Origin of the sequence: Pseudovibrio sp. Ad26 (assembly GCF_001623285.1) — a bacterium.
In the GTDB taxonomy this organism is placed as follows: Bacteria; Pseudomonadota; Alphaproteobacteria; order Rhizobiales; family Stappiaceae; genus Pseudovibrio; species Pseudovibrio ascidiaceicola.
Map to the genome: position 1 here is coordinate 100,212 of NZ_LMCE01000001.1, position 23,140 is coordinate 123,351.

General features: G+C 50.5%; 21 protein-coding genes. 9 read left to right on the forward strand and 12 right to left on the reverse strand.

Features of this window, described 5'->3' with window-relative positions; all coding sequences use genetic code 11:
* Positions 1 to 77 precede the first annotated feature (77 nt).
* Together PsAD26_RS00520 and PsAD26_RS00525 are read right to left on the reverse strand one after the other, a co-directional pair.
* Entirely contained in the window at positions 78 to 437 is a 360-nt protein-coding gene (locus PsAD26_RS00520; protein ID WP_063308845.1) for a TfoX/Sxy family protein, read from the reverse strand.
* A complete protein-coding gene (locus PsAD26_RS00525; protein ID WP_063308846.1) occupies positions 427 to 654 on the reverse strand; it encodes a hypothetical protein in 228 nt (75 codons plus the stop codon). The genes PsAD26_RS00520 and PsAD26_RS00525 overlap by 11 nt, the downstream gene beginning before the upstream one ends.
* 224 nt (positions 655 to 878) lie before the next feature.
* Between PsAD26_RS00525 and PsAD26_RS00530 the strand changes: the two genes are divergently transcribed.
* On the forward strand, positions 879 to 2,300 hold the full coding sequence (locus PsAD26_RS00530) for a lipopolysaccharide biosynthesis protein (protein WP_063308847.1): 1,422 nt from the start codon (positions 879 to 881) through the stop codon (positions 2,298 to 2,300).
* Complete coding sequence (locus PsAD26_RS00535; protein WP_063308848.1) at positions 2,287 to 3,414, forward strand: GNAT family N-acetyltransferase; 1,128 nt, start codon at positions 2,287 to 2,289, stop codon at positions 3,412 to 3,414. Before PsAD26_RS00530 ends, PsAD26_RS00535 begins: the two co-directional genes overlap by 14 nt.
* Before the next feature lie 4 nt (positions 3,415 to 3,418).
* Here PsAD26_RS00535 and PsAD26_RS00540 read toward each other — a convergent pair whose 3' ends face one another.
* The 6 genes from PsAD26_RS00540 to ccrA all read right to left on the reverse strand — a co-directional run bounded on the left by PsAD26_RS00540 (position 3,419) and on the right by ccrA (position 10,960).
* The gene (locus PsAD26_RS00540) at positions 3,419 to 5,062 is read right to left on the reverse strand and encodes an AMP-binding protein (protein WP_063308849.1); all 1,644 of its coding nucleotides are present in this window, start codon (positions 5,060 to 5,062) and stop codon (positions 3,419 to 3,421) included.
* Positions 5,063 to 5,170: 108 nt separating this feature from the next.
* Positions 5,171 to 5,683 carry a CAP domain-containing protein gene (locus PsAD26_RS00545; RefSeq protein ID WP_063308850.1) on the reverse strand — a complete coding sequence of 171 codons (513 nt, stop codon included), beginning with the start codon at positions 5,681 to 5,683 and terminating at the stop codon, positions 5,171 to 5,173.
* 144 nt (positions 5,684 to 5,827) lie between these two features.
* The gene (locus PsAD26_RS00550) at positions 5,828 to 7,084 is read right to left on the reverse strand and encodes a glycine betaine/L-proline ABC transporter ATP-binding protein (RefSeq protein ID WP_063308851.1); all 1,257 of its coding nucleotides are present in this window, start codon (positions 7,082 to 7,084) and stop codon (positions 5,828 to 5,830) included.
* Between the two features lie 11 nt (positions 7,085 to 7,095).
* Positions 7,096 to 7,965 carry a proline/glycine betaine ABC transporter permease gene (locus PsAD26_RS00555; RefSeq protein ID WP_153041429.1) on the reverse strand — a complete coding sequence of 290 codons (870 nt, stop codon included), beginning with the start codon at positions 7,963 to 7,965 and terminating at the stop codon, positions 7,096 to 7,098.
* A gap of 96 nt (positions 7,966 to 8,061) precedes the next feature.
* On the reverse strand, positions 8,062 to 9,087 hold the full coding sequence (locus tag PsAD26_RS00560; RefSeq protein WP_063308852.1) for an ABC transporter substrate-binding protein: 1,026 nt from the start codon (positions 9,085 to 9,087) through the stop codon (positions 8,062 to 8,064).
* 577 nt (positions 9,088 to 9,664) lie between these two features.
* Complete coding sequence (ccrA, locus tag PsAD26_RS00565; protein WP_063308888.1) at positions 9,665 to 10,960, reverse strand: crotonyl-CoA carboxylase/reductase; 1,296 nt, start codon at positions 10,958 to 10,960, stop codon at positions 9,665 to 9,667.
* Between the two features lie 299 nt (positions 10,961 to 11,259).
* On the opposite strand from ccrA, the gene PsAD26_RS00570 reads away from it, so the two are divergent.
* Complete coding sequence (locus PsAD26_RS00570; protein WP_063308853.1) at positions 11,260 to 13,257, forward strand: protein meaA; 1,998 nt, start codon at positions 11,260 to 11,262, stop codon at positions 13,255 to 13,257.
* A gap of 11 nt (positions 13,258 to 13,268) precedes the next feature.
* On the opposite strand, the gene PsAD26_RS00575 is transcribed toward PsAD26_RS00570, so the two are convergent.
* Positions 13,269 to 14,207, reverse strand: coding sequence for a LysR family transcriptional regulator (locus PsAD26_RS00575; RefSeq protein WP_063308854.1), 939 nt, complete (start codon positions 14,205 to 14,207; stop codon positions 13,269 to 13,271).
* Between the two features lie 106 nt (positions 14,208 to 14,313).
* Between PsAD26_RS00575 and PsAD26_RS00580 the strand changes: the two genes are divergently transcribed.
* Positions 14,314 to 15,294 carry an MBL fold metallo-hydrolase gene (locus tag PsAD26_RS00580; RefSeq protein ID WP_063308855.1) on the forward strand — a complete coding sequence of 327 codons (981 nt, stop codon included), beginning with the start codon at positions 14,314 to 14,316 and terminating at the stop codon, positions 15,292 to 15,294.
* Positions 15,295 to 15,332: 38 nt separating this feature from the next.
* Here PsAD26_RS00580 and PsAD26_RS28675 read toward each other — a convergent pair whose 3' ends face one another.
* Both PsAD26_RS28675 and PsAD26_RS29250 read right to left on the reverse strand, forming a co-directional pair.
* Positions 15,333 to 15,863 (reverse strand): SH3 domain-containing protein, encoded by a 531-nt coding sequence (locus tag PsAD26_RS28675; protein ID WP_208985433.1) that lies wholly within the window; start codon positions 15,861 to 15,863, stop codon positions 15,333 to 15,335.
* Positions 15,864 to 15,891: 28 nt separating this feature from the next.
* Complete coding sequence (locus PsAD26_RS29250; protein ID WP_139226324.1) at positions 15,892 to 16,332, reverse strand: hypothetical protein; 441 nt, start codon at positions 16,330 to 16,332, stop codon at positions 15,892 to 15,894.
* 240 nt (positions 16,333 to 16,572) lie between these two features.
* Between PsAD26_RS29250 and xth the strand changes: the two genes are divergently transcribed.
* Complete coding sequence (gene xth / locus PsAD26_RS00590) at positions 16,573 to 17,376, forward strand: exodeoxyribonuclease III (protein ID WP_193758228.1); 804 nt, start codon at positions 16,573 to 16,575, stop codon at positions 17,374 to 17,376.
* 71 nt (positions 17,377 to 17,447) lie between these two features.
* Here the strand turns inward: xth and PsAD26_RS00595 are convergent, their stop codons facing one another.
* A complete protein-coding gene (locus tag PsAD26_RS00595) occupies positions 17,448 to 18,422 on the reverse strand; it encodes an NADPH:quinone oxidoreductase family protein (RefSeq protein WP_063308857.1) in 975 nt (324 codons plus the stop codon).
* Between the two features lie 170 nt (positions 18,423 to 18,592).
* On the opposite strand from PsAD26_RS00595, the gene PsAD26_RS00600 reads away from it, so the two are divergent.
* The 4 genes from PsAD26_RS00600 (at position 18,593) to PsAD26_RS00615 (ending at position 23,061) form a co-directional block, all read left to right on the forward strand.
* The gene (locus PsAD26_RS00600; protein WP_063308858.1) at positions 18,593 to 19,153 is read left to right on the forward strand and encodes an RNA methyltransferase; all 561 of its coding nucleotides are present in this window, start codon (positions 18,593 to 18,595) and stop codon (positions 19,151 to 19,153) included.
* Positions 19,154 to 19,766: 613 nt separating this feature from the next.
* Complete coding sequence (locus PsAD26_RS00605; protein WP_063286442.1) at positions 19,767 to 20,246, forward strand: invasion associated locus B family protein; 480 nt, start codon at positions 19,767 to 19,769, stop codon at positions 20,244 to 20,246.
* A gap of 296 nt (positions 20,247 to 20,542) precedes the next feature.
* The gene (gene rlmN / locus PsAD26_RS00610) at positions 20,543 to 21,805 is read left to right on the forward strand and encodes a 23S rRNA (adenine(2503)-C(2))-methyltransferase RlmN (protein ID WP_109316522.1); all 1,263 of its coding nucleotides are present in this window, start codon (positions 20,543 to 20,545) and stop codon (positions 21,803 to 21,805) included.
* 137 nt (positions 21,806 to 21,942) lie between these two features.
* Entirely contained in the window at positions 21,943 to 23,061 is a 1,119-nt protein-coding gene (locus PsAD26_RS00615; protein WP_063308890.1) for a hypothetical protein, read from the forward strand.
* Positions 23,062 to 23,140 lie beyond the last annotated feature (79 nt).

Sequence of the window (23,140 nt, forward strand, 5' to 3'; positions counted from 1 at the left end):
GAATAGCAAACGATAAAGCAGTAATGCTCATATGAAGGCGCTGACATTAAATGCGATCAGATTAAGAGCAACCCGCGTCAGCTTTTTCCTTTCAATTGTTTGGCTGGCAGTCCAGCGACAAAACTCATACTGAGCGAAATCCATTCTCGAAGCGCCGCCTGATCACACATCTCAGCAGCTACAAACACCAATCCCCCCATACGGCGCCCACCAAGCTCAACAATCTCGGCACCATCTCGACCGAGCGCTTCAGCCTCATTGACTTTTCCAACCCGAAACATAAAGCGTGCCTCCTCACTCTTAATACGGTGCGCTCCGGCCAGCATGTTCCCATCCAGAAAAAAGCACAGGCCACCCATCATCCGCTTCTCCGAAATCCCCATAATGCCTTCCAACTCCTCACGAAGCCGATCACTAAGTTCCTCATCATAAGCCACTTGAATACCCTTCCAGTGTGATTGTCTTAGCCATTTTACAGACTAAGACAGTCAGCACCTCACCAAGAGGAGCCGGTCCCTGCTCAGTTTGGGCGGATGCAGGGACCGGCGCAAGCTGCACGGCTGAAGGGAGGCGTCCCTCTAGCACTGCGAGGCGGTCGCGCAGCTCTGCAATTTGCGATGTTTTCGCGTTCATATCACTCTCGATAAATTTCATTTTGTTCTCTATATGTTCTTATATTGATTCCGTCAAATCGCACGGGAGTCAAGCATCAAAAACTGCGAGAGTATCAAAACAAGAATTTCAAAAACTTCAAGATCCAGCTAAGCCTCTGTTTTAACTCAGGGACCAATCAACACGACAACACCACAGAACAGCATTCCGAAAATGTTAATTTTCATACTAGTAATAATTGACCAGAAATAATTAAGGCGTATCGCGTGCAAGAACTCCTCCTCAAATGGTCAGCAGTGCTTTTGCCCTACAGCACCCATGCAAAACTGCTGCCGATTTTGGAAAAACTATTCAGTATTCTCTTCAACAAAGGCGAAGCTGGAGGAGCGCAGCGCTCTGCGCTAATTGTTTTTGCAGTACGCATCGGAAGCGCGGCACTCGCCTACATCATGCAGGTCTTTTTAGCCCGCTGGATGGGCGCCTCTGAATACGGCATCTTCATTGTTGTCTGGACGGTCATCATCATACTGAGCGTTTTCTCAGGGCTTGGGTTTTCCGTTTCCCTTCTGCGTTTCATTCCAGAGTATCTGGAGAAGAAGCAATATGAGCTCCTCAATGGCTTGCTCTTCAGCGCCCGTTTCCTTGTATTGCTTAGCTCAACAACAATTGCAGTAATCGGTGTAGCCATTGCCTGGACTTTCTCTGATTTCATTGGCAATGCATACATCCTGCCGATTTATCTCATCGCAATCTGCCTGCCCATGCACACCTACACGGGCATGCTGGAAGGCATTGCCCGTGCGCAAGACTGGCAGCTCAAAGCAATGCTGCCAGATTTTATAGGCCGCCCTCTTCTAGTGCTCGCATTCATGTTGATTGCGCTGATGCTGGGCTATCCGCCAACAGCCGTCACAGCTTGCATCGTCACCATCGCAGCCGTCTGGACGATCACCTTCTTTCAGACAATCATGATGGAAGTCTCGCTGAACAAAGTCCGCCACGCTGCTCCACGTAAACTGCAAATAAAGTCATGGCTGCTTGTATCGGTTCCCATGTTGGCAGTTGATGGTTTCTTCCAGCTCATCACCAGCTCTGATGTCATCTTAATCGGCCTTTGGCTCCCGCCAGATCAAGTCGGAATTTATTTCGCAGCATCACGCACCCTCGCACTGATGCATTTTGTTTATTACGCGGTACGCGCCGCAAGCGCACCGCGGATGGCCCGCCTCTATCATTCTGGAGACAGCGATGGGCTCAAGGATTTTGTAGCCAGCGCTGCTAAAATGACCTTCTGGCCAACACTGCTCATGGCCGGTTTTGTTATGGCAGTTGGACCATTCCTGCTCTCGTTGTTTGGAGAGGACTTTGCTCACGGCACACCAATCCTCTACATCCTTGTCGTTGGTGTATTGGCACGCGCATCCGTTGGCCCGGTTGACGCATTGCTCAGCCTCTCTGGACATCAAAACACCTGCGCCAAGATCTATGCCAGTGTCTTTGTGGTGAACCTTATTCTCAACACAGCACTTATTCCAACACTGGGCCTGTATGGAGCCGCTCTGGCGACCACATTGGTCATATTTTTTGAAGCATGCATTCTTTACCGCGTTGCCTACAAACGCCTTCGATTGCACACATTCATTTTGCCATTGAAGAGACGGGAAACTCCAGTCAATGAAGCAGGATAGCACCACGATAAAGCTGCTGACACCCGGCAAAGATAAGGCAGCTGAGCACCTGTGGCAGCAACTCTCTCAGCATGCACTGGAGCCCAACCCGTTCTTCTCCAGCAGTTTCGTAAGTGCATTCAACGCACACAAAGCAAATGGTTCAATCAAACTGTTACTGGCACTTGATCCTTCCGGAACAAGTGCTCTCGCAGCTATGCCCGTCGTAATGGTAAGACGTGGCCTCCTCTTCAAACTACCAAGCACATTAGCTGGTGATTATGGGCCACTCGGCACCCTGCTGCTTTCTGAGGAAGCGACGCCAGCGGCACTCAGCAAACTGCTGGAAACTGCCTGCAACTTGAGCTGGACTAAAACACTAATCCTCCCCTTCCATGGAACCGACGGCCCCGTCTATAAATATCTGGAGAGCACACTTAAGGTGCACGGATGGGACTATCAAGTTTCCCCAAAAGAAGATCGCGCCTTCCAACTATCTGGCAATGAAGGTCATGCCAACTTTGACGCCCTTAAAAAGCGATCCTCATGGAAAGGTGCCTTTAAAAACCAGCGCCGGCTAGAGAAGGAAGGGTCGCTTTCCTTTAGTATGCTGGAAACCTCAGATGACATTCAAGCAGGACTCGAAGATTTCCTAAAGCTCGAGGCAGCTGGCTGGAAAGGCAAGCAAGGCACCGCGCTCCTTTCCAGAGCGCCAGACGCCGCCTTCACACATGAGCTAGTCTCAAAGTCAGGCGAAGCAGATAACATTCGTGTTGGTCAGTTGCGACTCGACGATAAGCTGATTGCGACCAACATCCTACTGCGTGAGCAAGGCCGCATATTTGGCTGGAAAACAACCTTCGATGAGAGCTTCGCAAAGTTCTCACCGGGACAACTGCTCATCTATTTCAGTACTCAAAAACTTCTCGAAGATCCCGAGTTCTCAGGGGCCGACTCCCTCTCCACACCGGATAATCAGATGGCAAACAAGGCCTGGACCTCAAGGTTTACATATGCCAAGCTTTTTATTGGCAAAGGCCCAATAGCGCGCTTTGCAATGTGGGAGGCGCAAGCAGGAGCTCGTGCAAAGTTGGCGTTAAAGGGCAAAATTAAGAAACTGCTTGGTCGAAAATAGAAGCTTAGCCTTCAACCAGTTCTGCCTCTTCCTGCGCTCTATTCCGTAAAATCCGGCGAATAACCTTTCCGCTGGTCGTCAAAGGCATCTCAGAGACAAACTCAATCTCCCGCGGATATTCATGAGCAGAAAGCCCCACCCGCACATATTGGCGAATGTCATCAACCAAGCCTTCACTTGGTTCAAAACCATCTTTCAGAACAACATAAGCCTTCACAATCTCCGTCCGTATCGGATCTGGCTTACCGACCACAGCAGCCAGTCCAACCGCCTCATGTTTGATCAAGCAATCCTCAATCTCAGTCGGCCCAATGCGATAACCAGCTGAAGTAATGACATCATCATTACGGCCGACGAAGTGGACATATGCATCCATATCAACAACACCTTGGTCGCCTGTCAGCATCCAATCACCAAGGAATTTGCTCTGATCTGCCTCAGGCTTTCGCCAATACCCCAGGAACATAACAGGCGTACCGCGCCGAACTGCAATCTCGCCTTGCTCTTCTGGTTCGCAAACAGATCCATCTGGACGGATAACAGCAACATCATGTCCCGGCACAGCTTTACCAATTGCGCCCGCACGTGAAACTCCTATCCCCGCCCCAGACCCCAGCACGAGATTGCACTCAGTCTGACCGTACATCTCGTTTGGCGCAACACCGAGCGCTTCATGACACCAAGCAAATGCTTCACGTCCCAATGCTTCTCCCGCTGAGCAAACAGAACGTAGCTGGAGTTTTTCAGAATACTTACGATGGTCAACACTTCGCATCATCTTGAGTGCGGTAGGCGGAATGAACGCGTTACGAACGCCATGTCGAGCCATCAAGTCAAATGCACCTTCCGGATCAAACTTGTCGATCCGGGCAGTTACCACTGGCACCCCGAACTTCAGCGAAGGCAGCAATGCATTCAGCAAACCTCCCGCCCAAGCCCAGTCAGCAGGTGTCCAGAATGCATCTCCAGCCTGCGGCAACATCTCATGTGCCATTTGTATACCCGGCAAATGCCCAAGCAACACGCGGTGCGCCAGCAGCGCGCCTTTAGGCTGTCCTGTTGTGCCTGAGGTGTAAATCATCAAAGCTGGATCATCAGGGCTAGTCGCATAGCTCTCAAAGCTGTCAGAGCCTTGTTCAAGCAAGTTCCAAAAACCAACAGCTCTATCCCCAGCACCGTCGACACAAATGACATGCTCAAGAAGCGGGAGCTGCTCACGAAGTGCAGAAAGTTTCTCAAGTCCTGCCTGATTGGTAATCACCACTTTCGCACCAGCGTTCTCCAGCCGATACCGCAGTGCATCTGGGCCGAACAAAGCAGCTAATGGAACAGCGACAGCTCCCAGCCGATAAATTGCAAGATGAGAGATGGCAGTTTCAGGTGCTTGCGGTAGCAGCAAGGCCACACGATCACGTGGAGCGACACCCAGATACTGCAGCGAGTTTGCAAGCTGGCAGGAGTTTCCTTTGAGCTGACCATAGCTCCACGCTTCAACACCGCCGGAAGACAACACATGCAGCAAAGCCGTGCGCTTAGGCTCAACATCCGCCCAACGATCACAAGCATCATGAGAAATGTTGTAGCGCGTAGGAATATTCCAGCGAAACTCAGCTCGCAATTCCTCGTATGAAGTCAGTGGTGGCAGCACACCAAAAGTCCCCTAAACCCAAATTCGTTAGTGAAGAGAGTTTATCGCTGCAGCGCACAACGAGATACTGGCCTTTGGTCGCTCTTTTAGCCCCAAAAGGAAACTGGGTTAGCGCGGTCCAGCCACGACAAGGCTCCAGAAAACCTTATATTTTGACCGAGGAGCATAAGCTGTTGCAATTCCAATGCGCGTTCCGTTTGCATCCAGCATCACCGCATTATGCTTCGGCGAGTCACGCCATCCCGAAAAGGCCTCTGCCCACCGGCGATAACCAGCACTGAGGTTGCCTACTGCATGAATATCGCCCTGCCCGGCGCCCTTCATCAGGACGGCGAGCTTGAGATCGCCTTTGCGCGCGGCATTGACATCCTCTGCACGAGCCATTCCATCCGCCTGTGCCTGAGCAACACGCATCAAAGCTGGATCCACCGTAACCGCCGGCAAATTTGTTTGAGAGCGATAGCTGGAGATCATTGAAGCCACAACACTCGCATCAATCTGCGCAGAATGGCTCTCTAAGTTCTGATAGTAGCTTGGCGTTTCCTCGGTGCTGACACAACCAGTGAGCATCAGTCCAACAGCAAGAACCAGAGCAACACTCCCACCACGAAACGTCTTCATACAAAATCACTTTTCGGCAAATTTCGAATCTTATGGACACACTACCGACTAAATGAGGCAAACCAAGCTCAAACTAAAAGCACACGTATAAGTGAATAAAAAAAGCCGGGCAAAGCCGGCCTTTCAAACTTCTTAGATGAAACGCTAGGATGCTTCTTTCAAAGCATGAGGCTTGGCTGTCACAGCCTTTTCCTCAGCACCTTCAGCTTCAGCATCGGTTTGCTCTTCTGGAGGTGTCAGCACACTGCCCATCTCTTCAGGGCTCAATACGCCCATAAGCCTTCCGTCCTCACAAACAACTGGAACCGGATAATCCGCTTCCAATGTTGTTGGGAGAGCTTCTTCCAGAGTGCTTTCCAGTTCCACTGCATTGCTGTCATCAGCAAAAGCATAAAGGGATGGACTATCACCTGGTTTAGCAACTTCCTCAGCAAGGCCCTCTTGCGTAACGATGCCGCGGAATTCTTTGTCTTCAACCACATAACCGAAATCTTCGTCATGACGACGCATATCGGCCAACGCTTTTTCCATGTTATCATGGGTAATACGCACAGCCGGTGGCTGCATAACGGTATCAACGGTCAAAACGCGAGCACGGTTCACATCGCGTACAAACGCCCGCACATAATCATCAGCTGGCTCAAGCAGGATTTCTGGCGGTGTACCGACTTGTGACAGAACACCATCCTTAAGGATCGCAATCTTGTCACCAATACGCAAAGCTTCATCCAGATCATGCGTGATAAAAACGATGGTCTTATGCAGCTTCTCCTGCAACTCCACCAATTGATCCTGCATCTGAGAGCGGATCAACGGATCAAGTGCAGAAAACGCTTCATCCATCAGCAGAATGTCAGCATCTGTTGCAAGCGCACGGGCAAGACCAACACGCTGCTGCATGCCGCCAGAAAGCTGGCTCGGATACTGGTGCTCAAAACCACCAAGTCCAACCGTCTCAATCCACTCACGAGCAGTGGTTTCGCGGTCTGCTTTTGCAATGCCCTGAACTTCAAGACCGTAAGCAACGTTTTGCAGCACTGTCCGATGCGGCATCAGGCCAAAGCGTTGAAACACCATCGACATACGATGACGGCGGAAGTCTTCCAGCTCTTTATCGGAAAGAGCCATAACATCCTCACCATCAACCAGAATGTGCCCGTCTGTTGGGTCAATCAAGCGGTTGAAGTGACGAATAAGCGTGGACTTACCAGAACCGGAAAGGCCCATGATCACGAAGATCTCGCCCTTCTCGATGCTAAGAGAGACATCATGCAGGCCAAGAGTATGGTCAGTCTCAGCAAGCAGCTGATCCTTGCCCATACCATTTTTGACCTTGGCAAGTTCCTTATCAGGCGTCTTGCCAAAAATCTTGGTAATGTTTTGTACTTCAATCAATGCCATGTGTTAGCGCCTCACCCTGTTACCTTGCGATGCGCCTGCATCCGTTGTCCGGCTGATTGTGTGATACGGTCAAACACAACGGCAAGAACAACAATCGCTAAGCCGCCGAGCAAACCTTGTCCTGCATCATTACGCTGCAACCCAAGCAGAACGGTTTCACCCACGCCGCGAGCACCAATCATGGACGCAATCACCACCATAGCCAACGCCATCATCATAGTCTGGTTAATACCCTGCATGATGGAAGGCAGCGCAAGTGGGATTTGAACCCCCTTAAGGATTTGCCAGCGCGTCGCACCAAAGGCCCGGCTCGCCTCAACAACCTCTTCGTCCACATAACGGATGCCGAGATCCGTCAGGCGAATAAGCGGAGGTGCAGCATAAATCACAGTCGCCAGAATAGCTGGCACCTTACCCAGACCAAACAGCATGGCCGCAGGAATAAGATAAACAAAGCTTGGAATAGTCTGCATCAAATCCAATACCGGATTGAGCAAAGCTCTGAAACGGTTTGAACGAGCAGAAATAACGCCAAGCGGCACGCCAATCACAACGGAGATCAGCACAGCAACGAGCAAGATCGCCACTGTTTGCATAGACTTTTCCCAAAGCCCCAATGTGCCGATGAACCACATGGCCCCCATCATAACCAGGCTAAGCCCCCACCGGCGGCTTGCAGCAAAGGTAATCAGGCCAATGCAGATCAGAATAACGATAGGGTCGGCGCCTCGGAGAAGCCGCTCTAACCGCACAAGCAAAAATAGGATGGAGTTGGAAAAGGCCTCAAATCCATCGCCGTAATTCACGACGAGAAAGTCAACCAGATCGTTTGTGGAAGTCCGGATAGGTTTCCCAAAGTTGGGAAACACGTCGAAAGCCATGTGATCCTCTTATTCTTCTTAGCAAGGATCACGGAAACAAGTTCCGTGATCACCTTTCATTCGCTAATTTTCAAAAACAGTCAGCTGTCTTTGATATTACAGAGCAGATTTCACACGCTCAGCGACATCAGCTGGAACCCAACCGGTCCAGAGTTCTTCGTTGTTTTTCAGGAACTCAGCAGCAGCATCATCTGTGGTTCCGCCAGTGTCCTGCATGTAAGCAAGAGCTTTGGAAACGTCATTACTGGTGGTTTCATAAGCCGTCAGGAACTCAACCAGTTTAGGCGCAGAAGTATGGAACTCTGTGTTGACGAAGACGTGCGTCGCAGACAGAGGATACGCAACTGCCTCGGTCACTTTGGATGGATCTGTCTCTGCAGACAGCTTGTCCCAAGCTTCTTTGCTGTAAGCAGGCTCTTCCAGTTGAATCAGATCATCAGCAACCTTACCCATGACCCAGGTTGGACCCCAGTAATAAAATACGATTGGCTTTTTACGACGAATGTTAGATTCAATCGCAGCAGACAGTGCAGCACCTGTACCAGGACGGAAGTTCACAAAGCTATCAAGCAAGCCATAAGCATTGAGCTTCTTGGAGTTGATGACCTCACAGCCCCAACCAGCGATACAGTTATAGAAGCGACCTTTTTCTGGCTCTTCCGGATCAGAAAACACGTCTTTATATTTTGGCAAGTCAGAAACGGACTTCAGACCTTTTGCAGGCGCATCATCACCTTCAACCAGGTATTTTGGAATAAACCAAGCCTGGGTCGCATCAGGGAAGTTCACACCAAGATCAACAAACTGGTTCTTCTCTTTGCCTTCAGCAAGAGCTTCAGTCACGTTGTCTGGCCAGATTTCCATGGTCACATCAATATCGCCACGTGCCATACCGTTCAGAAGCGGAATAGTGGAGCCCGGAATAACATCCGTTTCACAACCGTACCCTTTTTCTGCGATGAACTGAGCTACAGAATTGTGAAAAGCATTGGAGTCCCAATCCAGACCGGCAAACACGATAGGACGGTCAATTTCACAAACAGGATCTGCAGCTTCTGCCGTAGACACAGCAAAAGGTAATGCAACTACGCACGCAGCGAGAGCAGATTTAAAATTCAACACGGATGCCTCCAAACAACCAAAACATACTTTTTTGTTCGGTCAGAGAGAAAAGCCGCCAAGGACAGCTTGTCGTTCTGGCCGTAATGCTAAGTCAAAAACTCAGCAATTGCAGGACACACTAGGTTGAGCACATCAACTGCACCGTTAAAAATAGATATATTCAATTTTCTGTCAACTTAGACATCTGCTCAAGATATTTTTGGAAAATAAATATAAAAAGATATACTTCATGAATACACTGAATATGAAGTTATAAAACTTTCACAACTCCCTAGTACCACCATTTAAAACGCAAAATAAGAGAAAAAAAATTTACTGAAGCAAAACAACTATTTTAAACTTTCTTTTACAGGTAATCCCCACGGAAAATTCAGGTAATTTCACAGTAAATTGAAATAAAAAAACTACGCCAAATAATGTCGAATAATCACGTAGATTACAAAAAGAAAAGCGCAGAGAAAATCTGCGCTCATTTGATAATATTGAATCACCGTTCAATAAAAAATTATGCGTGAGAAACTTAAGGAAAATGGGAAGTTGGCCGCAGAAATGCACCAACTTCCTTTAGTGAGCCTAATTAATTTTCGGTAGCCTCAATAACATCCTCAAGTGAGCGCAAACCAGTCTTTGGTGCGCACACCAAAACCGCCATGTTTCCTGGGGCATGTTGGTTCTTCCACATCTTCATATGAGCCTGCGGAATCTGATCCCATGAGAACACTTCACTCATACAAGGGTCGATACGGCGATCAATCACGAACTTATTCGCCTCACTCGCCTGCTTCAAATGCGCAAAATGCGAGCCCTGAATACGCTTCTGACGCATCCATACGTAGCGAGCATCCATGGTCAGGTTGAAGCCGGAGGTACCCGCACAAAACACAACCATACCACCGCGTTTGGCAACCAGTGTTGATACCGGGAACGTTGCTTCACCAGGGTGCTCAAACACCATATCAACGTCATTACCCTTACCGGTAATGTTCCAAATTGCCTTACCGAACTTACGCGCTTCCTTGGTCCAGTTATCATACTCAGGCGAGTTCACTTTCGGCAGCTGACCCCAACAATCGAAGTCTTTTCGATTGATAACGGCCTTCGCCCCAAGTGACATCACGTATTCACGCTTGCTCTCGTCTGAGATAACACCAATCGCATTCGCACCGGCAGCCGCAATCAGCTGAACCCCAAACACGCCAAGGCCACCAGAAGCCCCCCAAACCAGAACGTTCTGCCCCGGCTTCAAATCATGCGGCGCATGACCAAACAGCATACGGAACGCAGTCGCCAAAGTAAGCGTGTAGCAAGCGCTCTCTTCCCAAGTCAGATGCTTGGGGCGAGCCATCAGCTGCTGTGACTGAACACGAGCGAACTGCGCAAATGACCCATCAGGTGTCTCATAACCCCAGATCCGCTGGGAGTTAGAGAACATCGGATCACCGCCGTTACACTCCTCATCATCCCCGTCATCCTGGTTACAGTGTACGACAACTTCGTCGCCAACCTTCCAGCGAGTAACTTTAGAACCAACCGCCCAAACGATACCTGAGGCGTCAGAGCCAGCGATATGATAGGGCTGTTTATGAACCTTAAAAACGGAAATCGGCTCGCCAAGGGCAGCCCAAACGCCGTTGTAGTTCACACCTGCTGCCATAACCAGAATGAGCACTTCATGGCTGTCCAACTCCCACGTTGGCACCACTTCTTTGACCATCGCTGTATCAGGGGAACCATGACGCTCTTGGCGAATGGTCCACGCCCACATGTTCTTTGGAACATGTCCCAGCGGTGGAATCTCACCAATCTCATATAGGTCCTTGAACTCAGGGCCTCCCTCTGACCCAGCTTCGACAACCCGTGCAACGGAACTCATGATATTCTCCTCCAAGTTTGCGTTGCGCCCTTCCCTCATGAGAGTGAAAGCAAGTCCTCTGCTAACGCTTCCAATCCACTATTTGCTGCAACGCAAAACAATACAACCTGTCAATATCGGCTATTTGAGAATTATCATTACAAAGAACTCATAAAATATATACAACTATTGCTTAACTTGCGAAGAATACTTCTTCTAATGTTGCATTGCACCAACCACTAAAACCTATGCAAAGGTGTAGGCAGAATTGAGATCTTGTCCCTTATAAAATGCTGGGAGGATCAGGGAGGCAATAGACTATGAGTACCGGTTCACCTAAAGGCGCAACTAAAGACCGTCCGTGGATGTTCCGCACATATGCAGGACATTCCAACGCTGCAGACAGCAACCGGCTCTACCGCACGAACCTCGCAAAGGGTCAGACGGGCCTTTCTGTCGCGTTCGATCTCCCAACCCAAACGGGGTACGACCCGGACCATCCGCTCTCGCGCGGTGAGGTTGGCAAGGTTGGAGTACCCATCTCTCATCTGGGAGACATGCGTACCCTCTTCAACGAAATCCCGCTGGAGCGCATGAACACCTCCATGACGATCAACGCAACAGCCCCGTGGCTGCTTGCGCTCTATGTGGCTGCTGCTGATGAGCAAGGCGCAGACCGCTCGCTGCTGGCTGGCACCACACAGAATGATCTAATCAAGGAGTACTTGTCACGCGGCACCTACGTCTTCCCACCAGCACCATCCATGCGTCTCACAACCGACGTGATTTCATGGACCTACACCAACATGCCCAAATGGAACCCGATGAACGTGTGTTCCTACCATCTGCAGGAAGCAGGCGCGACACCAGTGCAGGAACTCTCCTTCGCGCTCGCGACTGCTATCGCAATTCTGGACAATGTCCGCGCTTCTGGTGTCATTTCCGAAAGCGATTTCCCGAAACTCGTGGGCCGGATTTCCTTCTTCGTAAATGCAGGCATGCGCTTCATCACCGAGATGTGCAAAATGCGAGCATTTACAGAGCTATGGGATGAAATTTGTCGCGATCGTTATGGCGTTGAAGAAGAGCGTTACCGTCGCTTCCGGTATGGCGTTCAGGTCAACTCACTCGGCTTGACAGAACCGCAACCAGAAAACAACGTATACCGCATTCTCGTTGAGATGCTGGCTGTTGTTCTCTCTAAAAACGCGCGCGCTCGTGCCGTTCAGCTACCAGCATGGAACGAAGCTCTTGGCCTCCCGCGACCGTTCGACCAGCAATGGTCTCTGCGCATGCAGCAAATCATGGCCTATGAGACGGACCTGTTGGAATATGCAGATATCTTCGATGGCTCCAAAGAGATTGAAACCAAGGTCGAAGCGCTCAAAGAACAAGCAAGAGAAGAACTTGCCCGCATCGCAGAAATGGGTGGTGCAGTTGCAGCCGTTGAATCCAGCTATATGAAGCAGAAGCTCGTGGAGTCCAACTCCAAGCGTCTGGCAGGCATTGAATCTGGCGATCAGATCGTCGTCGGCGTCAACAAATGGACTGAAACTGAACCATCTCCACTGGCATCAGATGAAGACGGCGGCATCCTCACGGTTCCTGAGCATGTTGAAGAAGAAGCCATCCAGCGCATTCAGGCCTGGCGAGCTGAACGTGACGAGAACGCTGTTAAATCCGCTCTACTGGAGCTCCGCGCGGCAGCTTCTTCTGACAACAACATTATGGAAGCATCCATCAAAGCAGCTCAGGCAGGTGCGACGACTGGAGAATGGGGCGCTGCCCTGCGTGAAGTCTTCGGCGAATATCGTGCTCCAACTGGCGTCGGCAAAGCGGTACCAGACGACAACGAGAGCCTTGCAGAGGTGCAGCAAAAAGTCTCCGAGCTTTCAGAGAAGCTGGGTCGACGCCTTAAATTCCTCGTTGGCAAACCGGGGCTGGATGGCCACTCCAATGGCGCAGAGCAGATCGCAGTGCGTGCCCGTGATTGCGGCATGGAAGTTGTTTACGAAGGCATTCGCTTGACCCCTGCCCAAATCGTCAACGCCGCTCTTGAAGAAGGCGTCCACGTCGTCGGCCTGTCGATCCTGTCTGGCTCACATTTGGCACTGGTCCATGATGTGCTCGACAAAATGAAAGAAAACGGCTTGGAGGACATTCCGATTATTATTGGCGGCATTATACCGTCAGAGGATGCCGAAGAACTGAAAAAAGCAGGTGTTGCAGCCGTTTACACACCAAAGGACTTCCACCTGACAGAAATCATGTCAGACATTGTCCGCATTGTGGATGAGCAGGTCAACGAGACTGTCTAAGACCTATAAAATTAGGCAGGTTGGGCAATTTGAACAGGCTTCTGCCCAACCAACCGTATGCCCGGAGCATCCCGGAATCGTTCAATCATTGCATCAATGAAGATCTCGGTTTTACGTGTCACCGCATCGCGTGAAGGGTAGACAAGGTAGACCGGTTTCTCCTCGCACTGATAGTCAGGAAGTAGCCGTTGTAATTGCCCGTTTGCCTCAAAATCTCGCATCATAAACAACGGCATGCGCGTAAATCCAACTGAGTTCAACAAGGCCTGCACCATCACCTGGGGGTGCCCAGCGACAAACTCAGACTTCAAAGCAACCACCTGCTTTTGCCCATGTCGGAACATATCCAGCGAACTAACCAACTTCTCGTATCTGTATTGAATGTAGTTGAGGTCAGACAGCGCTTCGGGAGTTTGCGGCATACCATGCTTTGCAAGATAGTCCGGGCTGGCTGCCAAACAGGTTTCAACAATCGCAATTTTTCTGGAAATCCCAGAGGTATCTCCGGTGATGCCTGTACGGATCGCTAAATCGATACCGGTTTGCACAACATCAATCAGATCATCATCCATTTTAATTGAGACTGAAAGATCTGGGTATTGCTTTCGAAGGTCGAAGATAAGCGGAGTGATTATGTCAGCTCCCATAGCCTGAGAAACAGAAACAACCAGTGAACCACTCTCTGCTGCTGCTTGGTCCTGTACCTCTTCAAACATCAGAGCGCTCTGGCGCAGCATCTTTTGAGCATGCTCATAAACGATCTTTCCAGCAACTGTCGGCTTAACGCCTTTGTTAGTTCGGAAAACAAGCTCTTGCCCGACCTGCGCTTCAAGCAGGTTCAGTTGCTGGCTCATAGCGGGCTGACTGATATGGCGTTGACGCGCACCACCACTCAACGACCCGTTGTCAATGACGCGAACAAAACTCTCCAGCAAATTCAGAAGATCCATAACTGCTCCATAAGCACTGCTTATATCCAAGATAAGGCTTGGGCCTCTGCACTTCCAGTATCAACCCCACAATATTGCTCTCATGCTTGTAAATGAGGAGCCTTTCATGACACTTTCACGCCGATCTTTTATATCCGCAGCCGCGTCCATTGCAGGTGCTGGTGCAGTTGCCCCGGCAATGTCATCTATTGCGCTCGCAGCAGCGCCCAAAATCGGAACACAGGTTCCCGGCATCTATCGCTTCTCGGTAGGAGACATTGAAGTTACAGCAATTCTGGACGGACACTTGGGTTTAGATCCGTCATTGGTCATTGGGTTTGACCAAAAGGTAGCTGAGAAGACTCTAAAGCAAAATTTCCTCAGCCCCAACACAGCGGACATGTCTATCTCTGTAAACGGATATCTCATTAATACGGGCGACAAGTTGGTAGTGGTCGATACTGGCACCGCTGATCTAATGGGTCCGACACTTGGCCGTTTCCATCAAAACCTGAAAGCAACTGGCTATGACGCCTCTGATGTAGATGCTGTAGTGCTCACGCATCTACACATCGATCACGTAGGGGGGCTGATCTCTAAATCGGGCGAAAAGCTCTTCCCAAACGCTGAGTTCATCGTTCATGAGGTCGAATACAACTTCTGGCATGATGAAGGCACACGCTCAAAGTTCCCCAAAGACCTCCAGCATTTCGTCGATCTCGCTCAGAATGTTTCAAAGCCTTATGAAAACCGCAAAACACTCATCAGCAAAGATGGCGAGTTCATCAAGGGGCTGGACGTCGTCTTGCTCCCCGGTCACACACCCGGACATATGGGCATCCGCCTTCACTCCAATAATGAAGAAGTGCTGATCTGGGGTGACACAGTCCACTCCATTGGGCTCCAGTTTGCGAACCCGGATTGGACAATCGCATTCGATACCGATCAGGAAGTAGCTCGACAAACACGGCGCAGAATACTGGATCAGGTTTCGGCAGATCGAACACCAGTCGTCGGCATCCACCATGACTTCCCCGGCCTAGGGCATGTTCGTAAGGCTGGAAGCGCCTTCGAATACCATGAAGTCAGCTGGCAGCATAAGATATAGAGAAATAAGAGCTCACGAGGCAACTCGTGAGCTCTCTTCTATCGAGCAGGCGACAACGGTGTAGCCGGTATTGACGGCGGCGCAATCGGTTGAGCTGGTGTTAACGGGATAGCTGGCCGTGACGGTGGAGCAATTGGCCGTGACGGTTGCAACGGATAAGCGGGAATTTCATACCGTGGGCGTGGATATGGACGCCAACGCGGATAACGCGGGTAAACTGGATAGCGTCGATAGACAAAGGGCAGACCCACATACGGTGCGACATAAGGAAGTGTACGAGAGTAGTGCGGTCCTGCAACTCCATATCGAATATATCTGGCAGAAACCCACCCCGGAGCACCTCGGAATGTCAGGTCACACCATGAACCGTTCTTGGTGCAGTAATTGATGAAAACCACACCGCCCGCTGGTATTGTCGTGATGACAGGATATCTGGTTCCAGGTCCCGTCCTCATGTTTACACCGTTTGTGGTGTATCCGGCGTGTCCGCGTTGCGCGAAGGCAGCATTGGAGTAAATAAGGACGGCCAGAAGAACAAGACCAGCAATCACCCAAGCCAAAATTTTCATAATGCTCCCCTCCAGACTCTCTAAGGTATTACCGGCCATAAGAAGGCCCCCCGTAGGACGGTCCGCTGAATCCGGGTGAACCAGGTGATCCCGGTGAAGGAGGCAATCCTGTAATCGGTGGAGCTGCAGGCAGAGGTCCTGAAGGACCCGGAAGTGGTGGAGGCAAAGAACCCGGACGTGCAGATCCTGCAGGATAAGCTCCCGGAGGAGGGTTAAACTGCGAATGATCCGCATCCCGATCCGTTGGTAAGTAGGGTTGTGCCTGCCCCGGCCTCAAACTATCTCCCGGCTCAACTGGGCGATCTAAAGGCTTGATGGGCGGGATAATATTGCTGCGCTCATTGAACTGAACCTGCTGGAATCCGGGATAGTCAACGGACCCGGAACGCGTAGACAAGCTGTTTGCGTTCACAGATTGAGCCACGACACCTGCTGCCAGACAACAGCCTACAAGCATTGCGTATTTCATTTGACCCTAGTCCTAATTGCAGGCTGGCCAAAACCAACAGCCAGCATAATTAGGAGAAGAGTGCCACCAAGGGGCTAACAACGTGCGCTGACAAAACATCGGGTTTTAGAAGCAATTTATGTCTTGCTTTGAAGAATATAACGTGAACAAATTCATCGTTCACATCAGTTTTTCTAGCCAGAACCCCGCCTAAGCCTTAGGTTTGAGGTATGATTCTCCAAAGCAGGTAAACACGCCCCCATGACGAACCGCCTCAAGATTGTAACGTGGAACATTAACTCAGTCCGCCTCCGCCTTCCTATTGTCGAGAAAATGTTACTGGATCACGCCCCTGACGTTTTGTGCCTGCAGGAAACAAAGTGCCCGGATGGAAGCTTCCCAACGGCTGCAATCAATAAGCTGGGCTATCGTCATGTAGAGGTACACGGTCAAAAGGGTTACCACGGCGTAGCCTTTCTCTCACGCGTGCCGCTGGAGAATGTTGAGCGCAAAGAGTTCTGCGAGATGGGCGACACCCGCCACATCGCTGCTGATGTTGCCTTTAATGGTGGTAAAGTCCGCATCCATAACTTCTACGTCCCAGCAGGTGGCGATGTGCCGGACCCTGAGGTCAACGACAAGTTCGCTCACAAGCTCAAGTTCCTCGATGAAATGGAAAGCTGGTTCAAAGGCTTCGACGGCCAGTCAGTCGTCGTCGGCGACCTGAATATCGCACCTTACGAAAACGATGTCTGGTCTCACAAGCAACTCATCAAAGTCGTCTCTCACACACCGCTGGAATGCCAGCGCCTTGAAGATGTGCGAGAAGCTGGCAACTACGTAGATACCATGCGCAAGTACATGCCGATGGACGAGAAGATTTACACCTGGTGGAGCTACCGTGCCAAAGACTGGTCAGCCTCCAACAAAGGCCGCCGTCTCGACCATGTCTGGATGACCCCGGAGACAGCACAGCACACCAAAGACGTCCAGATTATCCGTGACGCACGCGGCTGGGAAAAACCATCCGACCACGCACCAGTCATGGCTATGCTGGAAGTCTGATCTCACGAAGTCTGGCTTACAACTTGACGATAAAAAGCGGGAGCATCTCCCGCTTTTTCCGTATCTATCCATCAAGGAATGAGCAGCACTTTGCCTTTGGCTCTGCGGCTGGAGATTTCCTCCAATCCCAGAGCAATGTCTTCCAGCGGATATTCCGCATGGATATGCGGCTTCAGTTTTCCATCAGCCACCCATTGGAACAGTTGCTCGCAATCCTTGTGATGCTCCTCAGGCTCACGAACGACTGCCTCCCCCCAGAACACGCCCAGAACGTCACAGCCTTTCAGCAGGGTAAGGTTCGCAGGTATCTTTTGGATCGTTCCAGAGGCAAATCCAACAACCAGATAACGTCCACGCCATCCCGTAGCGCGCAAGGCATCATCAGCATGATCCCCGCCTATGACGTCATAGACCACCTCAAGCCCTTTACCATCCGTTAGATCCTTCAGCTTCTGTTTCAGACCACCCTCAGAATAGTTGACCAGAACATCAGCGCCGCAAGCTTTTGCGTGAGCAAGCTTATCTTCCGAAGACGCGCAAGCAATCACCCGGGCTCCCATCAGCTTTGCAACCTCCACAGCAGCCTGCCCTGCTCCACCAGAGGCACCTAACACAGCAACCGTCTCCCCCGCCTGTAACCGCGCCCGGCTACGAAGGCCGTGAATAGCCGTTCCGTAAGTGATCAAAAGTCCAGCTGCATGCTTGAGCGAAACCTCATCCGGCACCCGCACAAGTTCATGCTCAGGAGCAACATATAGCTCTCTTGCAGCTCCCCATTTCGCGTAGGAGGCTACCCGATCCCCAACCTTGAGCCGCGAAACACCATCACCGACGGCTTCAACAATGCCCGCCATTTCACCCGATGGCGAAAATGGAAGCTCTGGCTTAAACTGATACTTCCCTTGAATGATCAATGTATCGAAGTAATTGAGTGCCGCCGCTTTCACACGAACCAACACCTCTCCAGCTCCAACATTCGGGTCGTCCAGTTCTCGAACGACCAGATCATCCGGCCCCCCAAGTTTTTCGCAGATAACAGCTTTCATAAAATGTGGCCCTCTCTCTGACCTCCAAAATTACACGGGCAACCACAAAATCTCAAAGCCGTCTTTGGTGTCATTTTACGATTAAACCACCCATACATGCCGCTACACTTGCGGTAACACCACAGTTGGAGGTATGAAGCGCACAACATCAACAACGAGAAAAACTGGGCATGCGCGGTTATTTTGCTATTGGCTCTGAAGGGCTTTCCAAATCCATGAATGTTGGCACGCTGATGCGTACTGGTCATGCATTCGGAGCAAGTTACTTTTTTACAGTCGACGCGCACATCAAAAGCCTTGGTAAAGCGATGAAGGCTGATACATCCAAGAGCCCGGACCATCTGCCCTACTTCGCATGGAACTCAGTTGATGAGATGCAGTTCCCGCGTGGCTGTAAAATGGTGGGTGTTGAGCTCACCGACGATGCAATCGAACTTCCAAGCTTTGGGCATCCATTGCAAGCAGCTTATATCCTAGGGCCGGAACGCGGCTCTCTTTCGCAAGAGATGCAAGATCGTTGCGATTACATCGTCAAAATCCCAACCAAATTCTGCTTGAATGTTGGTGTAGCTGCCGCTCTGGTTTTGTATGACCGCTATATGGCACACGGAAAGTACGCTGAACGTTCTCTCACTGCAGGCGCCCCAAAAGATCCGTTACTGGAACATATTCACGGAGCTCCGATTTTCCGAAGCGGCCGAAAAGTTCCCGGCTTCGATAGCAACCCATGAGTGATTCGAAATACGGTTGCCATTTCTGATACATACTCTGAAACGGCAACCTTTATTTCTCACCATAGCAAATGCCTTGTATAAATTTTTAAGGTGTTTCCCTTTCCCACACCCAGTCTCTACCACATTACAAATTCGTAATTCTTTGAGGCTCCACACTTCGCATTTTCTCTCAATCTGTGCACACTATGTGGAAAGGTGCCCATATTTTTTACTGGGTGAAATGCTGCCAATTAGCTTGAAAATAAGCCGGAAAATCTGAGCTTTTAAAGGCGATTAGCCCTTATTTACTAGCGCGTTAAATACAATCGAAAATTAACTTGCATATCTACTGTCTTCGATCACTTAAAACAGAAATTCATTAGTGGCTTTACGCTTGATATTATGGCTGTGCGTGCCACACTCCCGCCAGATTTCTGATGGCAGCATTCATAGAGCGGTTCAAAGGCAAATAATTTTTTGCCTCTGTAAAAACAGGGTATCAACCCTTTTGTAACCATCTTTAAAGTAACCCTAACATTAAGTTTTATGGGTTTTCGCACAGAATCTCAGATTTTGTCGTACGCAACGCGGTTTGGAGAAGATGCAAGCACGTATCCTGATAACTGCCTTTATGGCTCTTGGTATCTCGGGCGCGACTGCAAATGCGCAGTCTCCTGCCCTCTTGAAAGAAAACAAGGATTGGGCAACTTACACCTTTAACACCCAGAGCGGTGGTAAGGTGTGTTATGCCATTTCCGCACCAACACAGTCACTGCCGACTGATAGAAACCATGGAGAAGTTTTCTTCTTCGTTTCTACCCGTCCAAGTGAAGGCGTTGCCAATGAACCAAGCTTTATAGTGGGTTATCCATTTAAAGAGGGTTCCTTGGTCACGACCAATGTTGATGGTCAGCAGTTCACCATGTTCACCAAAGGTGACGGCGCATGGGTTCAGAACGCTGCGGAAGAAAAGCGTTTGGTTGACGCAATGAAAGCAGGCAGTTCCATGTCTATTTCTGGTCAGTCCGCACGTGGCACCCAAACTTCCTACAAATTCTCTTTGAGCGGCATCACTGCTGCTGTCAGAGACGCATCCAGCGCCTGCCAATAAGGTTCTGATGCCCGAAATTGTTTGAATTTACAGAGTTCTCTTGCCTGCGCCAGCTTGCCGCCACGCAATTTGAGATCTGGGATGTTCAAACTAAGCGATTTCGGCTATAAGCGTGCCGAATACGTAGGCGGTTGCTGCTGGCGACCGCCTCTCGCATTTTTAGCGGCGAGCAACGGGTACACATAACCTGTTATTTTTCCTGCTAGATCGTATTGCCGAAAAGTGAGGCACATTTTTCGGGTTTGAATACGCAAAGAACATAAGCTTAAAGCCAAGCATCTAAGAAAAACTGGTGAATGACCATGGCGGTATCGTTAGACATCGCGCACAAATCCGCTGATCCGGCGGCAACCAGCGCAGCAAACCCTTCTCCTGCAACCATTCCTGTGCAGGAAGAAAAGCCATCTCTGATCGGCTTAAACCGTGAAGAACTAGGCAATGCCCTTGCTGCAGTTGGAGTCCCTGAGCGCCAGATCCGCATGCGCGTCAACCAGCTGTGGCACTGGCTCTATGTCCGGGGCATTTCTGATTTCGGCAAAATGAGCAATGTCTCAAAAGACCTGCGCACTAAGCTGGAGTTTGCCTTTACCATTGCCCGTCCAGAGATCGTCACTGAACAGATCTCCGTTGACGGCACCCGTAAATGGCTGTTCCGCTTTCCATCACGCGGCGCTGGCAAGCCAGTTGAAGTCGAAACCGTCTACATTCCGGAAGAAGATCGCGGTACACTCTGCATCTCCTCTCAGGTCGGCTGCACCCTTACCTGCACGTTCTGCCACACCGGCACACAGAAGATGGTTCGCAACCTGACAGCTGAAGAGATCCTTGCGCAGCTCATGCTCGCAAAAGATCGCCTCAACGACTTCCCGGATGCAGATGCACCGGAAGGTGGCTTGGATGCATCCACATCCAACCGTCGTCGCATCACCAATATCGTGATGATGGGCATGGGCGAACCGCTCTATAATTTCGAAAACGTCAAGAAAGCGCTTTTGATCGCCTCTGATGGAGACGGCCTGTCCCTCTCCAAGCGCCGCATCACCCTGTCGACATCTGGTGTAACACCAGAGATCGCACGAACAGGTGATGAAATCGGCTGCATGCTGGCAATCTCTCTGCACGCTGTGAATGACGAGCTGCGTAACACGCTGGTTCCGATCAACAAGAAGTACAATCTGGAAACGCTGCTTCAGGCATGTCGTGACTATCCAGGCCTGTCCAACGCAAAACGCATCACCTTCGAATACGTGATGCTGAAGGGCGTAAACGACAGCCTGGAAGATGCAAAGAAACTGGTTCAGTTGCTCAAAGGCATCCCGGCAAAGATCAACCTACTGCCATTCAACCCATGGCCGGGCTCTCCGTATGAGTGCTCTGATTGGGAACAGATCGAAGAGTTCGCAGATGTTGTGAACCGTGCAGGCTATGCTTCGCCAATCCGCACACCACGCGGACGCGATATCTTTGCAGCCTGTGGTCAGCTGAAGTCAGCATCCGAGCGTCTCCGCAAATCTGAGCGTGAAGCGCTGGAGAAAGCACAGGCTCAAGGCGAAGCCTGAGCAAAATAAAGCATGAATGCAAAAAGAAGGCCGGCGTTTGTCTGAAACGCCAGCCTTCTTTGTCTCATTCACGTCATATGCACGGAGTCCGGCTATCGTCCCATTCAGGACAGATGAAGCAACTGGACATCAATGCAATGACCGAGAAAGCACATCCCTCTCAACAGCACGCCACAACCACTGGCATGAAAGGCAAGGGGTTTTACAACAAAAACTCCACACCACAACAAGCCACAATTGCCTATGTGTATCCATGGCTGCATGAAGCCATGGCCAGCCTACCAATGCCAAACGATAGCTCTCTCCTGCGTTTTGTAGACTACGGATGTTCTGAGGGTGCAAACTCAATGCAGATCATGGCGCAGCTCACTGAAGCTGCCAGACAACGTGGGAGCAACTCGATCCAGACAATCCATAGTGACCTGCCCAGCAACGATTATTCCACCCTGCTTGATGCCATCGGCAACCGTGCCCAGCCGCCCTACACCGACCCAACTGTTTTCGGCAGTATTGTAGGTGGTTCCATGTTCAACCGGCTTTTGCCGCCCAACTCCACCCATCTCGCCACATCCTTCAACGCCACGGTGTTCCTCTCAGAGCGCCCATTGGAACGTCTACCCGACTACGTTCTGCCAAACGGCCCGAGCCTCGCTACCGAGAAAGGCTCAGTTTCAGCACAGGATAAAGAAATCTTCGAGAAACAGGCTGCCTATGATCTGGAAACATTTTTGAAGGCACGGGCAAATGAGCTTAAGCCAGGCGGCAAACTCCTGCTGCAAACTGTCGGCAGAAATGAACATGTCTCAACCGCAGACGGGATCGTGAACTTGTTCAATCTGTCTTTGCTTGATCACGTCGCCAACCACTCAATCTCTCAAGATGCCTACGAACGCTACTATCATCCTGTCTATATACGCAACTTGGAGCAGCTCACAGCCCCAGTAAATCCCGAGGGTGGCTCGCTATCTCACCTGTTCACGATAGACAAAGCAGAATGCTATGAAACACCTGTCTCATTTGTTGATCAGTACAAGCAAGACAACGACGCCTCAGCCTACGCCCAGCAAATGGTGAACTTCTACCGAGCCTTCACCGAAGCTCCACTACAGGCCACTCTCTCAGGTACGCCAAATCTCAGCGAGCTCCTCGACAGCATCTATGCCCGAGGCGAAGAGCGCATCCGTGAGGCTCCACACCTCTACGACTTCCACTTCATCAGCGTAGCCATGCTGCTGACCAGAACAGAGAGCAGCTGAAACCTAATCGATTATGCGAGCCAGCGTGTTTTGTGCGATCATCACAAACTCTCGCCACAGTCATGATTGAAGCTTCTCA